General features: G+C 72.6%; 15 protein-coding genes. 10 read left to right on the top strand and 5 right to left on the bottom strand.

What is annotated here, in order from left to right; all coding sequences use genetic code 11:
• Together ACWEGE_RS16255 and ACWEGE_RS16250 are read right to left on the bottom strand one after the other, a co-directional pair.
• Complete coding sequence (locus ACWEGE_RS16255; RefSeq protein ID WP_449661242.1) at positions 1 to 924, bottom strand: alpha/beta hydrolase; 924 nt, start codon at positions 922 to 924, stop codon at positions 1 to 3.
• Positions 921 to 1,895, bottom strand: a complete 975-nt coding sequence (locus ACWEGE_RS16250; RefSeq protein WP_449661241.1) for a methyltransferase family protein — start codon at positions 1,893 to 1,895, stop codon at positions 921 to 923. The genes ACWEGE_RS16255 and ACWEGE_RS16250 overlap by 4 nt, the downstream gene beginning before the upstream one ends.
• Positions 1,896 to 2,125: 230 nt before the next feature.
• On the opposite strand from ACWEGE_RS16250, the gene ACWEGE_RS16245 reads away from it, so the two are divergent.
• Genes ACWEGE_RS16245 through ACWEGE_RS16225 form a run of 5 tightly spaced genes read left to right on the top strand, consistent with a single transcriptional unit; the run spans position 2,126 to position 8,008 of the window.
• The gene (locus ACWEGE_RS16245) at positions 2,126 to 3,862 is read left to right on the top strand and encodes a dipeptide ABC transporter ATP-binding protein (RefSeq protein ID WP_449661240.1); all 1,737 of its coding nucleotides are present in this window, start codon (positions 2,126 to 2,128) and stop codon (positions 3,860 to 3,862) included.
• Positions 3,859 to 5,436 (top strand): ABC transporter substrate-binding protein, encoded by a 1,578-nt coding sequence (locus ACWEGE_RS16240; protein ID WP_449661239.1) that lies wholly within the window; start codon positions 3,859 to 3,861, stop codon positions 5,434 to 5,436. Before ACWEGE_RS16245 ends, ACWEGE_RS16240 begins: the two co-directional genes overlap by 4 nt.
• Entirely contained in the window at positions 5,433 to 6,377 is a 945-nt protein-coding gene (locus tag ACWEGE_RS16235; RefSeq protein WP_449661238.1) for an ABC transporter permease, read from the top strand. The genes ACWEGE_RS16240 and ACWEGE_RS16235 overlap by 4 nt, the downstream gene beginning before the upstream one ends.
• Entirely contained in the window at positions 6,374 to 7,279 is a 906-nt protein-coding gene (locus ACWEGE_RS16230; RefSeq protein ID WP_449661237.1) for an ABC transporter permease, read from the top strand. The genes ACWEGE_RS16235 and ACWEGE_RS16230 overlap by 4 nt, the downstream gene beginning before the upstream one ends.
• Before the next feature lie 12 nt (positions 7,280 to 7,291).
• On the top strand, positions 7,292 to 8,008 hold the full coding sequence (locus ACWEGE_RS16225) for an alpha/beta fold hydrolase (protein ID WP_449661236.1): 717 nt from the start codon (positions 7,292 to 7,294) through the stop codon (positions 8,006 to 8,008).
• Between the two features lie 47 nt (positions 8,009 to 8,055).
• Here the strand turns inward: ACWEGE_RS16225 and ACWEGE_RS16220 are convergent, their stop codons facing one another.
• Positions 8,056 to 8,976, bottom strand: a complete 921-nt coding sequence (locus ACWEGE_RS16220) for an aldo/keto reductase (protein WP_449661235.1) — start codon at positions 8,974 to 8,976, stop codon at positions 8,056 to 8,058.
• Positions 8,977 to 9,021: 45 nt separating this feature from the next.
• On the opposite strand from ACWEGE_RS16220, the gene ACWEGE_RS16215 reads away from it, so the two are divergent.
• Entirely contained in the window at positions 9,022 to 9,756 is a 735-nt protein-coding gene (locus ACWEGE_RS16215; RefSeq protein ID WP_449661234.1) for an SDR family NAD(P)-dependent oxidoreductase, read from the top strand.
• Here the strand turns inward: ACWEGE_RS16215 and ACWEGE_RS16210 are convergent, their stop codons facing one another.
• Entirely contained in the window at positions 9,757 to 11,079 is a 1,323-nt protein-coding gene (locus ACWEGE_RS16210) for an amidohydrolase (RefSeq protein ID WP_449661233.1), read from the bottom strand.
• Between the two features lie 23 nt (positions 11,080 to 11,102).
• Here ACWEGE_RS16210 and ACWEGE_RS16205 point away from each other — a divergent pair, with 23 nt between their 5' ends.
• The 3 genes from ACWEGE_RS16205 to ACWEGE_RS16195 are packed head-to-tail and all read left to right on the top strand — an operon-like array spanning position 11,103 to position 13,994.
• The gene (locus tag ACWEGE_RS16205) at positions 11,103 to 12,206 is read left to right on the top strand and encodes a zinc-binding dehydrogenase (RefSeq protein ID WP_449661469.1); all 1,104 of its coding nucleotides are present in this window, start codon (positions 11,103 to 11,105) and stop codon (positions 12,204 to 12,206) included.
• 10 nt (positions 12,207 to 12,216) lie between these two features.
• Positions 12,217 to 13,164, top strand: a complete 948-nt coding sequence (locus ACWEGE_RS16200; RefSeq protein ID WP_449661232.1) for an aldo/keto reductase — start codon at positions 12,217 to 12,219, stop codon at positions 13,162 to 13,164.
• Positions 13,161 to 13,994: an alpha/beta hydrolase gene (locus ACWEGE_RS16195; RefSeq protein ID WP_449661231.1), complete on the top strand. Its 834-nt coding sequence runs from the start codon at positions 13,161 to 13,163 to the stop codon at positions 13,992 to 13,994. Before ACWEGE_RS16200 ends, ACWEGE_RS16195 begins: the two co-directional genes overlap by 4 nt.
• Here the strand turns inward: ACWEGE_RS16195 and ACWEGE_RS16190 are convergent.
• On the bottom strand, positions 13,981 to 15,420 hold the full coding sequence (locus tag ACWEGE_RS16190) for a GMC family oxidoreductase (RefSeq protein WP_449661230.1): 1,440 nt from the start codon (positions 15,418 to 15,420) through the stop codon (positions 13,981 to 13,983). The genes ACWEGE_RS16195 and ACWEGE_RS16190 overlap by 14 nt on opposite strands.
• A gap of 138 nt (positions 15,421 to 15,558) precedes the next feature.
• Between ACWEGE_RS16190 and ACWEGE_RS16185 the strand changes: the two genes are divergently transcribed.
• Complete coding sequence (locus tag ACWEGE_RS16185; protein ID WP_449661229.1) at positions 15,559 to 16,995, top strand: aldehyde dehydrogenase family protein; 1,437 nt, start codon at positions 15,559 to 15,561, stop codon at positions 16,993 to 16,995.
• The last annotated feature ends 40 nt before the right edge of the window (positions 16,996 to 17,035 follow it).

Here is a 17,035-nt window from a genome sequence, read left to right as displayed (position 1 = left end):
TCAGGCGAAGATCCCCCGCAGGTACGCAGCCACCTCGGCGTGCGACCGCGCGGACGCGGGCAAGCGGGTGTACAGGCCGTAGAAGCCGTGGATCTGCCCGGCGTACCGGTGCAGGTCCACCGCCACCCCGGCCTCCGCCAGCCGGCGGGCGAACGCCTCCCCCTCGTCACGCAGGACGTCGTACTCCGCCGTCAGCACCAGCGCCGGCGGCAGGCCCGTGAGGTCACCGGCCCGCGACGGCAGCACGTAGGGGTCGTCGAACGAAGGCGGGGCGTACTGGGCGAAGAAGAACCGCATGGCGTCGGCCGTCATGCCGTAACCCGTCGCGAAGTCCACATAGGACGCGTGGCCGTCGTCGGGGTGGCCGAACACCGGGCAGATCAGCACCTGCGCCGCGATCGGCGGGCCGCCGCGGTCGCGGGCCATCAGGGAGACCACTGTGGACAGGTTGCCGCCGGCGCTCTCGCCGCCGACGGCGATCCGGGACGGCGAAACCGCCGGGCCCGCGCCGCCCGCCACCAGCCAGGCCAGCACCGCGTAGCAGTCCGCGGGCGCCGCCGGGTACGGGTCCTCCGGGGCGAGGCGGTACTCGACGGCCGCGACCGCGACCGACGCCGCCGCGCACACCGCGCGGGAGGCGACCTCGTTCTCGTCGACCGAGCCGATCGTCCAGCCGCCGCCGTGGATCCACACGAACACCGGCACCGGGCCGGGCGCGTCCGGCAGGTACAGCCGGACGCGCAGGTCGCCGCCCGGGCCGGGCACGGCCACCTCGGTCACCGAAGCCACCGGCGCCAGCGGACCGGGCTCCGGCCGCGACGCCGCGAACGCCGCCCGCAGCTCGGCGGCGGTCATCGGGCGGGCGGGCGCGTCGGGGCTGCGGGCCAGCAGCTCCCGCACCGCGGGGTCGAGACCCATGCTCACACCGCCTCCGCGACGAGCACCCGCGGCGAACCCGGCAGCGTCAGCCGGTCGACCGGCCGCCACCCGGCGCCGGCCAGCCAGCCCCGGACGTCCCCCTCTGGGTACACGACCGTGCCGTCGATGACCAGGTACTCCCCCGCGTGCAGCGCGTCCAGCGCCCGCGGCGAAGTGTCCTCGTCGAGGAAGAAGTCGAGCAGCAGCAGCCGGGCGCCGGGCGCCGCCGCGGCCCGCGCGTGCCGCAGGATGGCCCGGTTCTCGTCGACGGAAAACCGGTGGACCACATGGTTGACCATGACGAGGTCGAACTCGCCACCGGGTTCGGCGTCCGGGGTCGCCGCGCCGGCGACGGTCGTCCGCTCGGCGAACTCGGCGACGGCCGCGGTGACCGAGTCCACCGATCGCGGGTCGTAGACGAACGTGGCCCGCAGGACGTCGTTGGCGCGGAGGGCCTGGAGCGCGAACTCGGCGGAAAGGCCGCCCAGGTCCAGGAGGTTCCGGTACCCACCGAAGTCGAAACTGCGCGCCAGCATGCGCGCGTGTAGGGCGTTATACACCATGACCCCGCCGAGGAACGTCGTCCAGCGGTCGCCGTCGAGGTCGAGCTCGCCGGGCTCGCCGGTGTCGGTGGTGTGCGCGAACTGCAGCCAGTGCGGGTAGCTGATGGTCTCGAGGAAGGTCAGGAACGGCGCCAGGTCCAGACCTCCTCCGCCGAGGTACTCGGTGGTGTCGGGCGTGAGCGCGTAGCGACCGTCCACGCGGGACAGCAAGCCGCGCGCGGCGAGGGCGTCGCCGAGGATGCGGACGATCTTCTCCGGCCTGCCGGTGCGCTCGGCCAGCTCGGCCGGGCCGAGCGGGCCGGCCGCCAGCGCCGCGAACAGGCCGATCCGGTTGGCGGCGAAGAGCTGTTGGGCGGCCATGTAGCCGGTGGCGGTTTCCACGATCCGGTCGGGCGCGGCTGGGGTGGGCGTCACGTCGTCCTCCTTGTGTTCGACCCGTACACTCTACATGCGTAGATAAAAAGTTCCAGGGACGAATTTCCGCCGCGCAGCAACAAAAACCCGTGATGTTTCAACTTCCTACGTTCGTAGAATAAAACCATTGACAGTGCCTCCGGGCAGTGTCAACATGCGTAGAACTACCCCTGCCGGTGCCCGGCAGTCCGGCCCGCCCTCATCAAGGCGGGCGCGAGGAAGGGGAACCCATGACGCTGCTCGAAATCCGGGAGCTCACCGTCGGCGTCGTCACCGACGACACCGAACGCGAACTCGTGCGGGAGCTCTCCCTCGATCTCGGGCAAGGGCGGACGCTCTGCGTGGTCGGCGAGTCCGGCAGCGGCAAGACCGTGACCGCCCTGTCGATCATCCGCCTGCTCGAATTCGTCGCCCCCGTGCGCACCCGCGGCGAAATCGCGTTCGACGGCGTGGACCTGACGAAGCTGCCCGCCGACGCGATGCGCGCCTACCGCGGGCCGCGGATCGGCATGGTCTTCCAAGAGGCCCTCGATTCGCTGAACCCGAGCCGCCGCGTCGGCCACCAGCTGGCCGAGGCCTACCGCGAACCCGGGTCGCTGCCCGGCCAGGCCGCCCGCCGCGGCAGCCCGCTGCGCAAGCGGGCCGAAGCCAAGGCGAAGCGGCTGCTGACCGAGGTCGGCCTCACCGACACCGACCGGATCCTGCGGCTGTACCCGCACCAGATGTCCGCCGGCATGCAGCAGCGCGTGATGATCGCGCTGGCCTTGATGGCCGACCCGGACCTGCTGATCGCCGACGAGCCGACCACCGCGCTCGACGTCACCACGCAGGCGGAGATCCTCACGCTCTTCGACCGGGTCCGCCGCGACCACGGCACCGCCTGCGTGTTCATCACCCACGACATGGGCGTGGCCGCGCAGGTCGCCGACCGGATCGCGGTGATGTATCGCGGCCGCCTGGTCGAAGTGGGCTCGCGCGACGAGGTCTTGACGCGGCCGAAGCACCCGTACACCCGGGCGCTGCTCGGCTGCGTGCCGCAGCTCGGCGTCGACCGCCGCGACGGGTTCCCCACCATCTCCCCCGCCCTGCTCGAATCCGCCATGGCGGGCGAAGCGACCGAAGCCGTCGAAACCCGGACGCTGAAGCCACGTCCGCGAACGGACCACGACGGGTCACCACTCGGCATCACAGCGGTGTCCAAAGTGTACGGCCGGAAAGGACACCGGGTCGAAGCGGTGCGGGAGGTCTCCCTGGAGATCCCGCCCGGCGAGTTCTTCGGCCTGGTCGGTGAATCCGGCTCCGGCAAGTCGACCCTCGGCCGGCTGGTGAGCGCGCTGGAACCGCCGACGTCCGGCACGGTCGTCTTCGGCGCGCACGGGATCACGCCCGGCGGGCTGACGGGCGACGAGCGGGCGTTCCGCCGCCGCGTCCAGCTCATCTTCCAGGACCCGCAGAGCTCGCTGGACCCCCGCCACACCGCCGCCCGGATCATCGCCGAGCCGCTGAAGGAACTGACCCCGTTGCGCGGTGCCGAGCTGGACCGCCGGGTCGCCGACCTGATCGACGAGGTCGGGCTGCCGAAGGACACCGCCGGGAAGCTGCCGTCGCAGCTGTCCGGCGGGCAGCGGCAACGCGTCTCCATCGCGCGGGCGATCGCCGCCGGGCCCGAGCTGATCGTCGCCGACGAGCCGACATCGGCCCTGGACGTCTCGGTGCAGGGCCAGGTGCTGAACCTGCTGCTGGACCTGCGCCGCACCCGCACGCTGAGCCTGCTGTTCATCACCCACAACCTCAGCCTCGTGCTGTCGGTCGCCGACCGCGTCGGCGTCATGTACCGCGGCGAGCTGATCGAGACCGGTGCCCCCGACGAGATCCGCCTCTCCCCGCGGCACGGCTACACCCGGCGGTTGCTCGCCGCCAACCCCGACCTGCCCGCCCTCCCCCACACAGGATCGACGCGCCCATGAAGAGAACTCCCCTGCTCGCCGCCCTCGCCGCCGCGGCCACCCTGCTCGCCGGCTGCATGGGCAGCGCCGGCACGACCCCGGCCGCCGGCGGCCCGCCGGTCCGCGGCGGCAACCTCACCGTCGCCGTGCCCACCGATCCGCAGTCGCTCGACATGGTCGCCAACCCCGGCCAGGTGACCGCGCAGATCGGCAACATGATGTACGAGAAGCTGTTCGAGGTCGACCAGCACTTCGTCGCCCGGCCGATGCTCGTCGACAGCTACACGACCAGCCCGGACCGGCTCGCCTACACCTTCAAGCTGCGCCAGGGCGTCACGTTCCAGGACGGCAACCCGCTGACCGCGGACGACGTCGTCGCGAGCCTGCAGCGCTGGCAGAAGAGCCACCGCACCGGGCAGCTCGTCACGCCGGACATCGCCGCCATCACCGCGCCCGACAAGGCGACGGTGACCATCGACCTCAAGCGGCCGCGCTACCCGCTGATCGACGAGCTGGCCGGCGCGGGCACCGAGATCTACGAGGCGAAGAACCTTTCCGGCCTGCCCGCCACCGGGTTCGGCCAGGACAAGGCGATCGGCACCGGCCCGTACAAGCTGAAGAGCTGGGACATCGGCCAGCAGCTGGTGCTCCAGCGCTACGACGGCTACCGATCGCGGTCCGAAGAGGACTGGGGTGGCCAGGCCGGCGCGAAACACGCCTACCTCGACACCGTCACCTACAAGGTCGTCGGCGACCAGGACGCGCTGATCAACGGCCTGCAGACCGGCCAGTGGGACCACGCGATGCCGGCCAACGACCAGTACGAGCAGCTCAAGGCCAACCCGAACCTGGTGGTGCACAACCTGCCCGGCGGCAACGAGAACGTCGTCATCCCCAACTTCCACCCCGGCTCGAAGTTCGCCGACCCGCGAGCCCGCCAGGCGCTGAACCTGCTGCTGGACAAGCCGGCCCTCAACGCGGCGACCGGCGGCAGCAAGGACCTGACCATCGAGACGGGCGCGTTCGCCTCGCCGGACAACAAGGCGTCCTACTCGACCGCCGGTGAGTCCGTCTACCGGGAACACGACCCGGCCCGTGCGAAGCAGCTGCTCGCCGACGCCGGCGTCACCGCCGGCGCGACGATCCGCATCGTCACCACCAACTCCTACCCCGAGTTCGGCAAGTGGGCCGTGCTCATCCAGGACGCGCTCGGCAAGATCGGGCTGCAGACCAAGATCGACACCTTCGACTTCGCCACCATGCTCGGCACCCTCACCAAGGATCCGGGCGGCTGGGACATCACGACGCTGTTCTTCGACTCGTCGCTGACCTCGCCCGCCCAGATGCCGGCGCTCACCCTCGGCACGCTGAACGGCTCGTCGTCCCCGGAGCTCGACGGGCTGCTGGCCGAGTTCAACGCCTCGACCACACCCGAGCAGGCCAAGGCCGTCATCGACAAGCTCCAGGCGTTCACCTGGAAGCAGCTGTCGGTGATCACGCTGAGCCAGTCGAAGCTCTGGGCGGCCTACACCCCGCGGCTCAAGGGCTACGGCGACTTCTACCGGGTGTTCTGGAACTCCTGGCTGGCGGCATGACCGGGGTGCTGCTGCGCCGGCTGCGCGATCTGGTGATCATCCTGGTCATCGTCGGCACCATGATGTTCTTCGTCATCCGGCTGATCCCGGGCGACCCGGCCCAGGCCATCCTCGGCCCGACCGCGCGCCCGGCCGACGTCGCCGCGCTGCGCACGAGCCTGGGTCTCGACGGCTCGCTCTGGCAGCAGTACCTGAGCTGGGCCGGGCACGTCCTGCGGGGCGACTTCGGCACGTCGATCACCTACCACCGGCCGGTGCTCGGCGTCGTCGCCGCGCACATCGTGCCGACGCTGACGCTCGCCGTGCTCTCGACGGTGATCAGCTTCGTCCTCTCGGTGGCGATCACCGCGTGGCAGGCGGTGTCACCGCGCAACCCGGTGGCCCGCGCGCTCGACCGGCTGTCCTCGCTCGGGATGGCGATGCCGGACTTCTGGATCTCGCTGGTGCTGGTGCTGGTGTTCTCGGTGACGCTGCGGTGGTTCCCGTCCAGCGGCTACCACGACCTGCTCACCGACCCGGTGGCCGCGGTGCCGGCGCTGGTGCTGCCGGTGACCGTGCTCGTCATCGGGCAGACGGCGCTGTTCGTGCTGACGCTGCGCGAGAGCGTGCTGGGCGAACTGCCGCTGACCTACCTGCGGACCGCGCGCGTCAAGGGCCTGCCGGAGCGGCGGGTCATGCTGAAGCACGTCCTGCCGAACGCGCTGATGCCGCTGGTGACGCAGCTGGGCAGCAACTTCGCCATGCTCGTCGGCGGCATCGTGATCATCGAGTCGATCTTCGTGGTGCCCGGCCTCGGGCACCTGCTGATGGGGGCGGTGTCCACCCGCGACTTCCCGCTCATCCAGGGCGTGACGTTGTTCGTCGCGGTGCTGTTCGTGGTGGTCAACCTGCTGGTCGACCTCTCGTACGCGCTGCTCGACCCGAAGGTGCGTGTCGCATGAGCCTCGCCGTCGCCGAACCCGCCACCTCGGTGGACGCTCCCCCGCCGCGGCGCGCGGCCCGGGTGTTCCGGCGCAACCGGACCCTCGTCGTGTGCTCGGTCCTGCTCGGCCTGATCGTGCTGGCCGTGGTCGTGCTGCCGTTCTTCCTGCCGAGTGTCAGCGCGACCGATCCGGTGCACCGCCTGCTGCCGCCTTCGGGCGCGCACCCGCTCGGCACCGACTCGTTCGGCCGGGACGTGCTGGCCCGGCTGGTGTCCGGCGGGCGCGCGTCGCTGGGGCTGTCCGCGTTGATCACGCTCTGCGCGGCCTTCTCCGGCATGGTGATCGGCCTGGTCAGCGGCTTCTACCGAGCCGCGGACGCGGTGCTGATGCGGCTGATGGACGCGTGGATGTCGTTCCCGGCGATCATCCTGGCGATGGCGCTGGCCATCGCGCTGGGCGCGAGCATCTGGACCGAGCTGATCGCGCTGACGGTGATCTTCACGCCGTTCACCGCCCGGGTGATCCGCAGCCGCGTGCTCGGCATCGCCGGGCGGCAGTACATCGGCGCCGCCCGCGTGTCCGGGATGAGCCGCGGCAAGATCCTGCTGGTGCACGTGTTCCCCAACGTGCTGCCGCTGGCGCTGGTCCAGGTCGTCATCCTGGCCGCGGCCGCGATGCTCGTCGACGGCGCCATGAGCTTCCTCGGCCTCGGCATCGCCCCGCCCACGCCGACCTGGGGCAACATGATCGCCGAGGGCCGGTCGTACCTGGTCACCGCGCCGTGGCTGGTCGTCGTGCCCGGCGTGACGATCATGGCCTGCGTGCTCCTGCTGAACCTCATCGGCTCCGCGCTGCGGATCGCCGTCGACGCCCGTGCCCGGACGCTCGGCGAGCTCCAGCGGCTGCGCCGGGCTTCGTGAGAAAGGATCTCCTTGACCCTCACCTCCCTCGCCGTCCGCCGGTTCGCCCCGGACGGGCCTACCGCCGGACCGCCGGTGCTGCTCCTGCACGGGTTCGCCTCCGACGGGCACACCGACTGGATCAGCACGGGCTGGCCGTCGGCGCTCACCGCCGCGGGCCGTCCGGTGCTGGTGCCCGACCTGCCCGGCCACGGCTCCAGCCCGGCGCTCGCCGACGTCACGCCGAAGGCGATCGCCGGGGAACTCGCTCTCGTGGCCGGTGATGTGTCCGAAGTAGACGTTGTCGGCTACTCGCTGGGCGCGCGGCTGGCGTGGGAACTGCCCGCGGTGCTGCCGGTCCGGCGGCTGGTGCTGGGCGGGCTCAGCCCGCACGAGCCGTTCGGCGCGGTCGACGTCGAGGCCGCGCTGGCCTTCGCCGGTGGCGGGCGGCTGCCGGCGGATCCGCTGACGGCGGCGATCGCCCGGATGATCACCGCGCCCGGCCGCGACCCGGCCGCCCTTGCCCAATGCATCGAGGGCCTGCGGCGGGAGCCGTTCGTGCCGGAGGCGGGCGTGATCACCGTGCCGACGCGGTTCGTCGCGGGCCGGGACGACCCGGTCAGCCACGGCATCGAAACCCTCGTCCCCCTGGTGCCGGGCAGCGATCTCGTGACGGTTCCCGGCGACCACGGCGGCGCCCTGCGCGGCGCCCCCTTCCGCACCTCGGCCCTCACCTTCCTCACCACCTGATCGACCTCAGGGGCGGCGCCTTCCGGGAAAGCGCCGCCCCTGAGCCGTCACCAGGAACCGTCGGGGGCGACCGCGTGGTCGAGGCGCAGGTGATCGAGGGCCGCGCGGATTTCGGGGCCGTGTTCGCGGGCCAGGAGGAGCGCGCCGAGGTTGTCGGTCAGCTGGTCCACCCGGGTCACTCCGAACAGGACGTTCGCCACCGGTTCGTACGCCAGGCAGAAGGCCAGCGCGAGCTGGGCGCGGGTGGCGCCGAAGTCCGCCGCGACGCGCCCGACCTCCGCGGACGCCGCCACGATGGATTCGCGGATCCCGCCGACGTCCGCGCCGATCTTCCGGCTCGGGGAAGCGTTGCCCAGCAGCACTCCGCCTTCGAAGACGTCGGACGCCTGCAGCGCCAGCCGCCCGCTCGCGAAGTGCCTGCGATAGGGCTCGCCTTCAGCCATCGAGCGGCGCGCGATCGAGTACTTGAGCTGGGCGAACTCCGGGCCGGGGAGACCTTCGCGGTCCGCGAACCCCAGTGCCGCGTCCAGGTCCGCGGCGAGCCAGTTGTTGACGCCCCAGCCGCCGATCCGCCCGGCCCGGACCTGCTCCGCGACCTCGGTGACGACCCGCGGGACGTCCAGCCGCTCCCGGTAGTCGCCCACCACGACCAGGTCCGCGTACTCCGTGCCGATCCGGCCCAGCGACGTTTCGAGCTGCTCGGCGAAGCCGCTGCGCGGGTGGTCCCAGAGCCAGAGTTTCCCGCACAGCACGTAGTCTTCGCGCGCGATCCCGGCCTTCCGGACGGCCTCGCCGAAGAGGATGTCCGTGCGCGAGTTCTCCGCGTGCGGACCGAAGTCGTAGTGGGCGACGTCGAACAGCGTGACGCCGGCGTCGACGGCCGTCCGGAGCAGCCGGACGGCGTCGTCGAACGCCATCCGGTCCCAGGTGTTCCACGAACCGAGGCCGAAGGCCGATCTTCCGAGCACGGGTTTTCCTTTCGCCACAGCACATCTTTCATCTACGATTGTAGAATGAAAACACGGGTTGTGGTGGTCACCGGCGGCGCGAGCGGTATCGGCCGCGGGGTCGCCGAAGCGTTCGTGGCAGCGGGTGACCGGGTGGTCGTGGCCGATGTGGACATCCGCGCGGCGCACGACGTCGGTCGCGAGATCGGCGCCGGGCACGTCGAACTGGACATCGCGGATCCCGCGTCGGTGGAGGTGGCGGCCGCCCTGGTGGCGGACCGGTTCGGGCCGGTGGACGTGCTGGTCAACAACGCCGGCTTGGCCGGGGGCGGCGGGCCGCTGACCGGCCTGGACGTCGAGGTCTTCGACCGCTGCCTGCGGGTCAACTTCCGCGGCACGTTCCTGATGACCCGCGCGGTGGGCGCGCAGATGGCCGCGGCCGGGACGCGCGGGGCGATCGTGAACATCTCCTCGATCGGTGCCCGGCAGCCGACGCCCGGACTCGGCCACTACGAAGCCACCAAAGCCGCGGTCGACGCGCTGACCCGGTCCGCGGCAGTGGAACTGGCGCCGCACGGGATCCGCGTCAACGCGGTCGCACCCGGACCGGTGCTGACCCCGATGACGGCGGGCTTCGCCGCGGACCCCGCCGCCCGCGCGGCCTGGGAGGCCCGGATCCCGCTGGGCCGCATCGCCGCCGTCGAGGACGTCGTCCCGGCGGTGGTGTTCCTGGCCTCGCCCGCCGCCGGGCACATCACCGGGGTGAGCCTGGCGGTGGACGGCGGCCAGCTGCTCACCTGACTATCCCTTGTGGACGATCCGGCCGCCGGTCACGGTCAGCTCGACGGTGACCGACGGCAGGTCCGCCAGGGGAACGCCCACCGGATCGGCACCGAGGACGCAGAAGTCGGCCACCTTGCCCGGTTCCAGGGACCCCTTCCAGTCCGACGATCCGTCCTGTGCCGCGGCTTCGGTCGTGTAGCAGCGAAGCAGCCGTTCGGACAGCGCGGGCGTGACACCGCGCGCACCCAGCAGTTCCCCGGCCGCCGCGAGGTGGACCCGCCAGTCGGGGGTGACGACCGGGGCGTCGCTGCTCAGCGTGAGCTGCACCCCGACGTCGAGGACGTCCTGCAGCGGCCACGCCTTCGCGGCGACCTCCTCGCCGAGCGCGGTGGCGACCATCGGCCGCATCGCGGCGGCGATGGCCGGTTGCGTGGTCAGCCCGACGCCCCGGGCGGCCATCCGCCGCAGCTGGGCCGGAGTGACGAGGTCGCCGTGCACGAGGTGGTCGCCGGCCCGCAGGTGCTCGAGGGCGGCTTCGATGCTGCGCTCGCCGGTGGCGTGGACGCCGACCACGAGACCGGCGTCATGGGCCAGGGCGATCATCTTCGCCAGGTTGGCCGCGCGCCCGTCGTCGTCGGGCCCGTCGACGAGCAGGGTTCCGCGCGTGCCGTCGGCGTAGCAGTGGTGGGTCCAGGCCGTGCGCATCGGCGGGATGCCGTCGGCGAAGATCTTGACGCCGGTGACGGCCAGCCACTCCGGATCCGCCGCCGGCACCGGGGTGCCCAGACCACGCTCGAAGTCCGGCAGCGAACTGGCACCGTCGAGGAGACCGAACAGGCGCAGCACCGTGACCCGGGCCCGCAGCCGCCCTTCGCGCTGCAGGGCCGCGTACTCGCCGAGGACGTCCGCCGAGAAGCAGCCCGTCTCGCCCGGACCGAGGCCGGGCTCGGTGTAGCTGGTGATGCCCAGTGCCGCGCAGACGTCGCCGGCCCGCAGGATCGCGGACCGGCGGTCCTCCGCGGTGACCACCGGGGTTTCCTCGTGCGGCGCGCCGAGCAGCGGGTGCGGCCACCGGGCGCCGAGCCAGGTCGCGTGCAGGTGGGCGTCGTTGATGCCGGGCAGCACCGTGCGCCCGGCGAGGTCCAGAACCTCGGTGTCCGATCCGATGTGGCCGGTCAGGTCGCCGCCGGCCGCGGCGATCCGGCCGTCGCGCACCGCGAGCCCGGTGACCGTGCCCGCGGGGCCGAAGGTGTGCACCAGCCCGCGGTGGACCACCACGTCCGCCGGGTGGATCCGTTGCGCCGTCATGGTTTCCTCCCGGCTCTGGACTTTTTCTTCCACGACTGTAGACTAAAAAGATGGCCCTGCCCACCCACACGGAGGCCGCCGTTCTCACCGGCCGCCGCGCTCCTCTCGAACTGCGCGAACTCCCGCTGCCCGAAGAGCCCGAGCCCGGTGCCGCGCTCGTCCGGCTCACCTGCACCACGCTGTGCGGCACCGACGTCCACCTGTGGTCGGGGCAGCTGAGCCTGCCCGGCATGCTCCCGATGGTGCTGGGCCACGAGATGGTCGGCGAGGTCGTCGCCACCGGCCCCGGCACCACCGACACCCTCGGCCGGGAGATCAAGCCGGGCGACCGCATCGGCTGGTCCGAGTCGACGTGCGGGAAGTGTTATGGCTGCACGGTTCTGCGCGAGCCGGTCGCCTGCGAGCACCGCGGCTACGGCTTCCTGCAGCGCGCCGACCGGTTCCCGTACGCCACCGGCGGCTTGGCCCGGTACTGCTACGTGACGCCCGGCGCGGCGAAGCTGCTGCTGCCCGGCGACGTCCCGGACACGTGGGCGTCGATGTCCGGCTGCGCGGGCAAGACCGTGCTGCGCGCGGTGGCCCGGTCCGGCGGCATCCGTCCGAACGCGACGGTCGTCGTGCAGGGCGCGGGGGCGCTCGGCGTGTTCGCCACGGCGGTCGCCCGCCTGTGCGGCGCCGGAACCGTGCTCACGGTCGGCGGCCCGCAGTCGCGGTTGGCCGTGGCCGAACGGTTCGGGGCCACCGCGACCGTCGACGTCGAGTCCACTCCGGACGAACGCATCGAGCGCGTGCGCGAGCTGACCGGCGGCCGCGGCGCCGACCACGTCTTCGACTTCGCGGGCGGCCCGACGATCGGCGAGGAGGCCGTCGCCTTCGCCGCCCAGCGCGGCACGGTCGCGATCGTCGGGTCCACCGGCCCGGCGCCCGTCCCGGTGCCGCTGGGCACGGTGATGGGCAAGGAACTGACGCTCGCCGGCTCCCTCAACGGCGACATCGCCGACTACCACCGCTCGGTCGGGTTCTTCCGCACCTTCGCCGACCGGATGCCGTGGGACGAGCTGTTCAGCGCGCCGGTCGGGCTGGCCGGCGCGTCCGCCGCCGTCGAGTCGATGTCCCGGCTCGGCGAGCTCAAAGCCGTCATCGACCCCCGACTCCCCTAGGAGGGTTCCCGTGCCCATCCCCCAGCGCCGCATCGGCCGCGACGGCCCGCACACCGGCGTGCTGTCCCTCGGCTCGTGGCACACCTATGACCGGATGGACTTCCGCGAAGCGGTTTCGCTCCTGCGGACCGCCGTCGACGCCGGGATCACGCTCTTCGACGTCGGGGTGTACGGCCTGCCCGGCAGTCCCCCGGTCTTCACCGACGTCCTGTTCTCGGCCATGGTCCGCGCCGCGGGCCTGCGCCGGGACGACTACCTGCTCTCGGCCAAGCTGTGGCTGGAGGGCTACCCGGAGCACAGCCTGCGCGCCCAGCTGGAGAACGCGTTCTTCCGCGCCGGCGTCTCGCACGCCGACCTGGTCATCCTCGGCGACCTCCGGCACGACCGCACCGACCTGCACGCCCTTGTCACCGACCTCGCCGAGTTGCACGACGCGGGGCTGATCGGGCAGTGGGGCGTCAACAACTGGTCGGCCTCGGCGATCAAGGCCGTGCACGGCTTCGCGGCCGCGGACGGTGTCCCGGCCCCCGCGATCGCCCAGCTGAAGTACAGCGTGGCCCGGCGGTCCATTCCGGACGGTGCCCCGTTCGCCTCGGTCTTCGGGCTCGGGGTGTCGCTGCAGGCGTCCGACGTCTTCGAAGGCGGGATATTGCTCGGGAAGGGCGGGCGCCAGGTCGGCCGGGACCCCGGTGACGTCCGGCAGCGGATCGCGGACTCGGCCGCGGAGCTTGCGAAGGTGGCCGAGAGCGTCGGGGCGACCCCGGCCCAGCTGTGCCTGGCGTTCACCCTCACCCACCCGGCGAACACGACGACGTTGTTCGGCGCCACGAGCGTGCGGCAGCTCGAGGACAACCTGGAGGCGGTCGCGCTGGTCGAGCGGGTGGGCGCGGCGGAGCTGCGGGCGCTGGTGGAGCCGTTCTGGGCGGACCGGGACGCGGTCGATCCGGAGGGGCCGTGAACCTCTCCGCCGAGACGCTCCCCGCGATCCGCGCGTCCTTCCGCAACCCCACACCGGCGGAGGCGATCGGCGACCGGGACATCACCTGGTCGGACCACACGCTGGACGGCGGGGTCGTGGTCACGGTGCTGCAGCCCCGGCACCCGCGCCCGGACGCCCCCGGGCTGTACAGCATCCACGGCGGCGGGATGGTGATGGACGACCGGTTCGCCGACCTGCCGCGGCTGGTGCCGCTGATCGAGGAGTTCGGGTTCGTCTGCGCCACGGTCGAGTACCGGCTCGCGCCCGAGCACCCGCACCCGGCGCCGCTCGAAGACTGCTACGCGGGCCTCGTGTGGTTCGCGTCGGCCTTCGGCTTCGAGCGGCTCGTCGTCGGGGGCGGCAGCGCGGGCGGCGGGCTCGGCGCCGGGGTGGCGCTGCTGGCCCGCGACCGCGGCGGGCCGGCACTGGCCGGGCAGCTGCTGCTGTGCCCGATGCTCGACGACCGGACGTCGGCCGACCTCCCGGACCTCGTGTGGACGAAGCAGGCCAACGACTTCGGCTGGCGCAGCCTGCTGAACGGGCAGGTCTCGCCGTACGCGGCCCCGGCGCGGATGGCGGACTTGAGCGGCCTGCCGCCGGCGTTCGTCGAGGTCGGCGGGGCGGAGCTGTTCCGCGACGAAGACGTGGCGTACGCCCAGCGGCTGGCCCAAGCAGGGGTGCCCACCGAGCTGCACGTCTGGGCGGAGGCCCACCACGGCTTCGACCGCTTCGCCCCGGAGGCCGAGGTGACCCGCGCGGCGCTGGCCGCGCGGTCCTCGTGGCTGCGGCGGCTGCTCAGTTCCCGATGAGGAACCGCGCGGCCTGTTCGCCGACCAGGACCGCCGGTGCGTTCGTGTTGCCCGTCGTGACGCGGGGCAGCACCGACGCGTCGGCGACCATCAGGCCGTCCAGGCCGGGCACGGCCAGCCGCGGGTCGACGACCGCGTCCGGGCCGGTGCCCATCCGGCAGGTGCCGACCTGGTGGTGGTAGGTGACCGCCGTCCGGCGGACGTACTCGCGGACGTCCGTACCCGGCGCCGGGTACCGCGGCCGGGCGCCCCACTCCTCCGCCAGCGCCGGCGCGCGGCCGACCTCGAGGCACTGCTCGACCGACGCCACCAGGCTCTCGAAGTCCGCCGGTGCGGACAGGGCGGCGAGGTCGATCAGCAGTTCGTCATCGGGCGAAGGGCCGGACAGCTTCAGACTCCCCCGGCTCTCCGGCGTCACCATCCCCGCCATCAGCGAGAACCCGGTCGGCGGCCCGGACATCCACGGCTCGTACATCGGCACGCTGAAGCAGATCGGCTGGGTGTCGGGCACCGCGAGGCCGTCCCGGCTGCGCCAGAACCAGTGCACCTGCGTCACCGGACGGCCCGGCGCGGGCACGACCTCGCGGGTGGTCGAGAAGATGACCGGCGAGAGCAGGTGATCGTGCAGGTTGCGCCCCACGCCCGGCAGGTCCGCGACGACGTCGAGGCCGAGCGCGCGCAGCTCGTCCGCCGGGCCGACGCCGCTGCGGAGCAGGATCGCGGGCGAGGCCAGCGCCCCCGCGGCGAGCACCACCAGGTCCGCGGAGAGCTCCTGCAGCACCCCGTCGAGAGCGACCACCACCCCGGTCACGCGCGAGCCGGAGAACCGCAGCCGGTGCACCAGCGCTCCCGTGTGGACAGTCATCCGCGCGGCCACCGGCGCCCCGTAGGCGTGCCAGGTGGTTAACCGTCGGCCACCGCGTAGGGTGATCCGCTCGACGGAAACGCCGTCCAGCTTCCCGCTGTTGTAGTCCGGGTTCAGCGGCAGCCCGGCCGAGACGCAGGCGTCCATTATGGACTCCTGAACGGGGTGCAGCGGCTCGTTCGGGACGACCTCCAGGAGGTCCTGCTCGATCCGCGCGAACACCGGCTCGACGTCGGCCCAGGTCCAGCCGGGCAGGCCCCAGCCGTCGTAGTCGGCCGGAGCGCCGCGGACCCAGATCATCGCGTTCAGCGCGTGCGACCCGCCGAGCACCCGGCCGCGCGGCAGGTGCAGCCGCCGCCCGGCGGCGTGCTCCTGCGGAACCGTGTACAGGTCCCAGTCTTCGGGCCCGTGCCACAGCTCCCCGGCCCGGGCGGGGTCGTGGATGGCCGGGTTGACGTCCTCGCCGCCGGCCTCCAGCAGCGTCACTGCCGCGCCCGCGTCCACCAGCCGCCGCGCCACCACCGAACCGGCCGAGCCGGCGCCCACCACGATCACGTCCATGCGGCCCAGCCTGACGCGCGGCCCGCAGCCCGCGCGGGATCCCTTCGCGGTCGGTCAACGGGCTTGCGGGAGCGGACAAGACCCGCGGCGGCGCGTCGCCCGATACTCGGTGCACCCCAGGCCGAGGAGGACAGCGGGATGGCGACACGCCTCTGCATCGACGGACAGTGGACCGAAGCCGGCGGCGGCGCGCTCCCGACCCGCGACCCGGCCACCGGCCGGATCCTCGACGAAGTCGGCACGGCTTCGCGGGCCGACGTCGACGCCGCCGTCGCGGCCGCGCGGCGAGCGCTTTCCGCGCCCGGGTGGGCCGGGCTGCCGCCAGTGCGGCGCGCCGCGCTGCTGTTCCGGCTGGCCGACCTCGTCGAGCGGCACCACGAAGAACTGGCCCGGCTGGAAACCCTGGACCAGGGGCAGCCGATCGGGGTGTCCCGGCAGGTGAGCGTGACCGGCGCGGCCGAGCACTTCCGGTACTTCGCCGGGTGGGTCACGAAGCTGCAGGGCACCACGAACCCGGTGTCCTTCCCGGACACGCTGCACTACACCCGCCGCGAGCCGGTCGGGGTGAACGCGCTGATCACGCCGTGGAACTTCCCGCTGATGATCCTCGCCTGGAAGCTCGCCCCCGCGCTGGCCACCGGCAACACCGTGGTGATCAAGCCCAGCGAGGTCACGCCGCTGACCAGCATCCGGCTGGTCGAGCTGGTGCACGAGGCCGGGATCCCGGCGGGCGTGGTCAACCTCGTCACCGGCGACGGCGCCGTCGGTGCGCTCCTGACCGAGCACCCGGACGTCGACCACGTCTCCTACACCGGGTCCACGGCGGTCGGGAAGCTGATCACGGCGGCGAGCGCGGCGTCCAACCTCAAGCGGCTCACCCTCGAACTCGGCGGGAAGGCCCCGAGCATCATCGCGGCCGACGCCGACATCGACGCCGCCGTCGCGGGCAACCTCGCCGGCGCGACGCTCAACACCGGCCAGGTCTGCGCGGCGTACACGCGCTTCTACGTCGACCGCAAGCGCGAGCAGGAGTTCGTCGACAAGCTGGCGCGCGGCCTGGAAGGCCTGCGGCTCGGGCCGGGCACCGAAGAGACCACGCAGCTCGGGCCGCTCGTGTCCGAGAAGCACCGCGAACACGTCGACTTCCTGGTCGGCACCGGCCGCGACCAGGGCGCCGACCTGGTCACCGGCGGGAACCCGGTCGACGGCGACGGCTACTTCTACACCCCGACGCTGTTCGCCGGCGTCCGCGACGACATGGCGATCATGCGCGAGGAGATCTTCGGCCCGGTGCTGGCCGTGACGGCCTACGACGACGGCGACGAGCCACTGGCCCGCGCCAACGACACCGAATACGGCCTGGCCGCCACGGTGTGGACCCGCGACATCCGCACGGCGCAGCGCTACGCGGACGGCCTCCGGGCCGGCGCGGTGTTCGTCAACATGCCGCCGATCCCCGACATGGCGGCGCCGTGGGGCGGGTACAAGGCGTCCGGCTGGGGCCGCGAGATGGGCCCGTGGGCCCTCGACGCGTACACCGAAACCAAGTCCGTCTGGCTCCACTACGGCAGCTGAAGGGGGTTTCCCCGCGCCACAGATCGTATATTATTTGAGA

The organism is Amycolatopsis sp. NPDC004747 (genome assembly GCF_053601335.1).
This window is presented reverse-complemented; position numbering and strand designations above follow the sequence as displayed.

Excerpts from the sequence above, each read along its gene's own strand:
- ACWEGE_RS16185 (WP_449661229.1), top strand. The coding sequence starts at position 15,559 with ATGGCGACACGCCTCTGCATCGACGGACAGTGGACCGAAGCCGGCGGC.
- ACWEGE_RS16240 (WP_449661239.1), top strand. The coding sequence starts at position 3,859 with ATGAAGAGAACTCCCCTGCTCGCCGCCCTCGCCGCCGCGGCCACCCTG.
- ACWEGE_RS16230 (WP_449661237.1), top strand. The coding sequence starts at position 6,374 with ATGAGCCTCGCCGTCGCCGAACCCGCCACCTCGGTGGACGCTCCCCCG.
- ACWEGE_RS16215 (WP_449661234.1), top strand. The coding sequence starts at position 9,022 with ATGAAAACACGGGTTGTGGTGGTCACCGGCGGCGCGAGCGGTATCGGC.
- ACWEGE_RS16190 (WP_449661230.1), bottom strand. The coding sequence starts at position 15,420 with ATGGACGTGATCGTGGTGGGCGCCGGCTCGGCCGGTTCGGTGGTGGCG.
- ACWEGE_RS16235 (WP_449661238.1), top strand. The coding sequence starts at position 5,433 with ATGACCGGGGTGCTGCTGCGCCGGCTGCGCGATCTGGTGATCATCCTG.
- ACWEGE_RS16245 (WP_449661240.1), top strand. The coding sequence starts at position 2,126 with ATGACGCTGCTCGAAATCCGGGAGCTCACCGTCGGCGTCGTCACCGAC.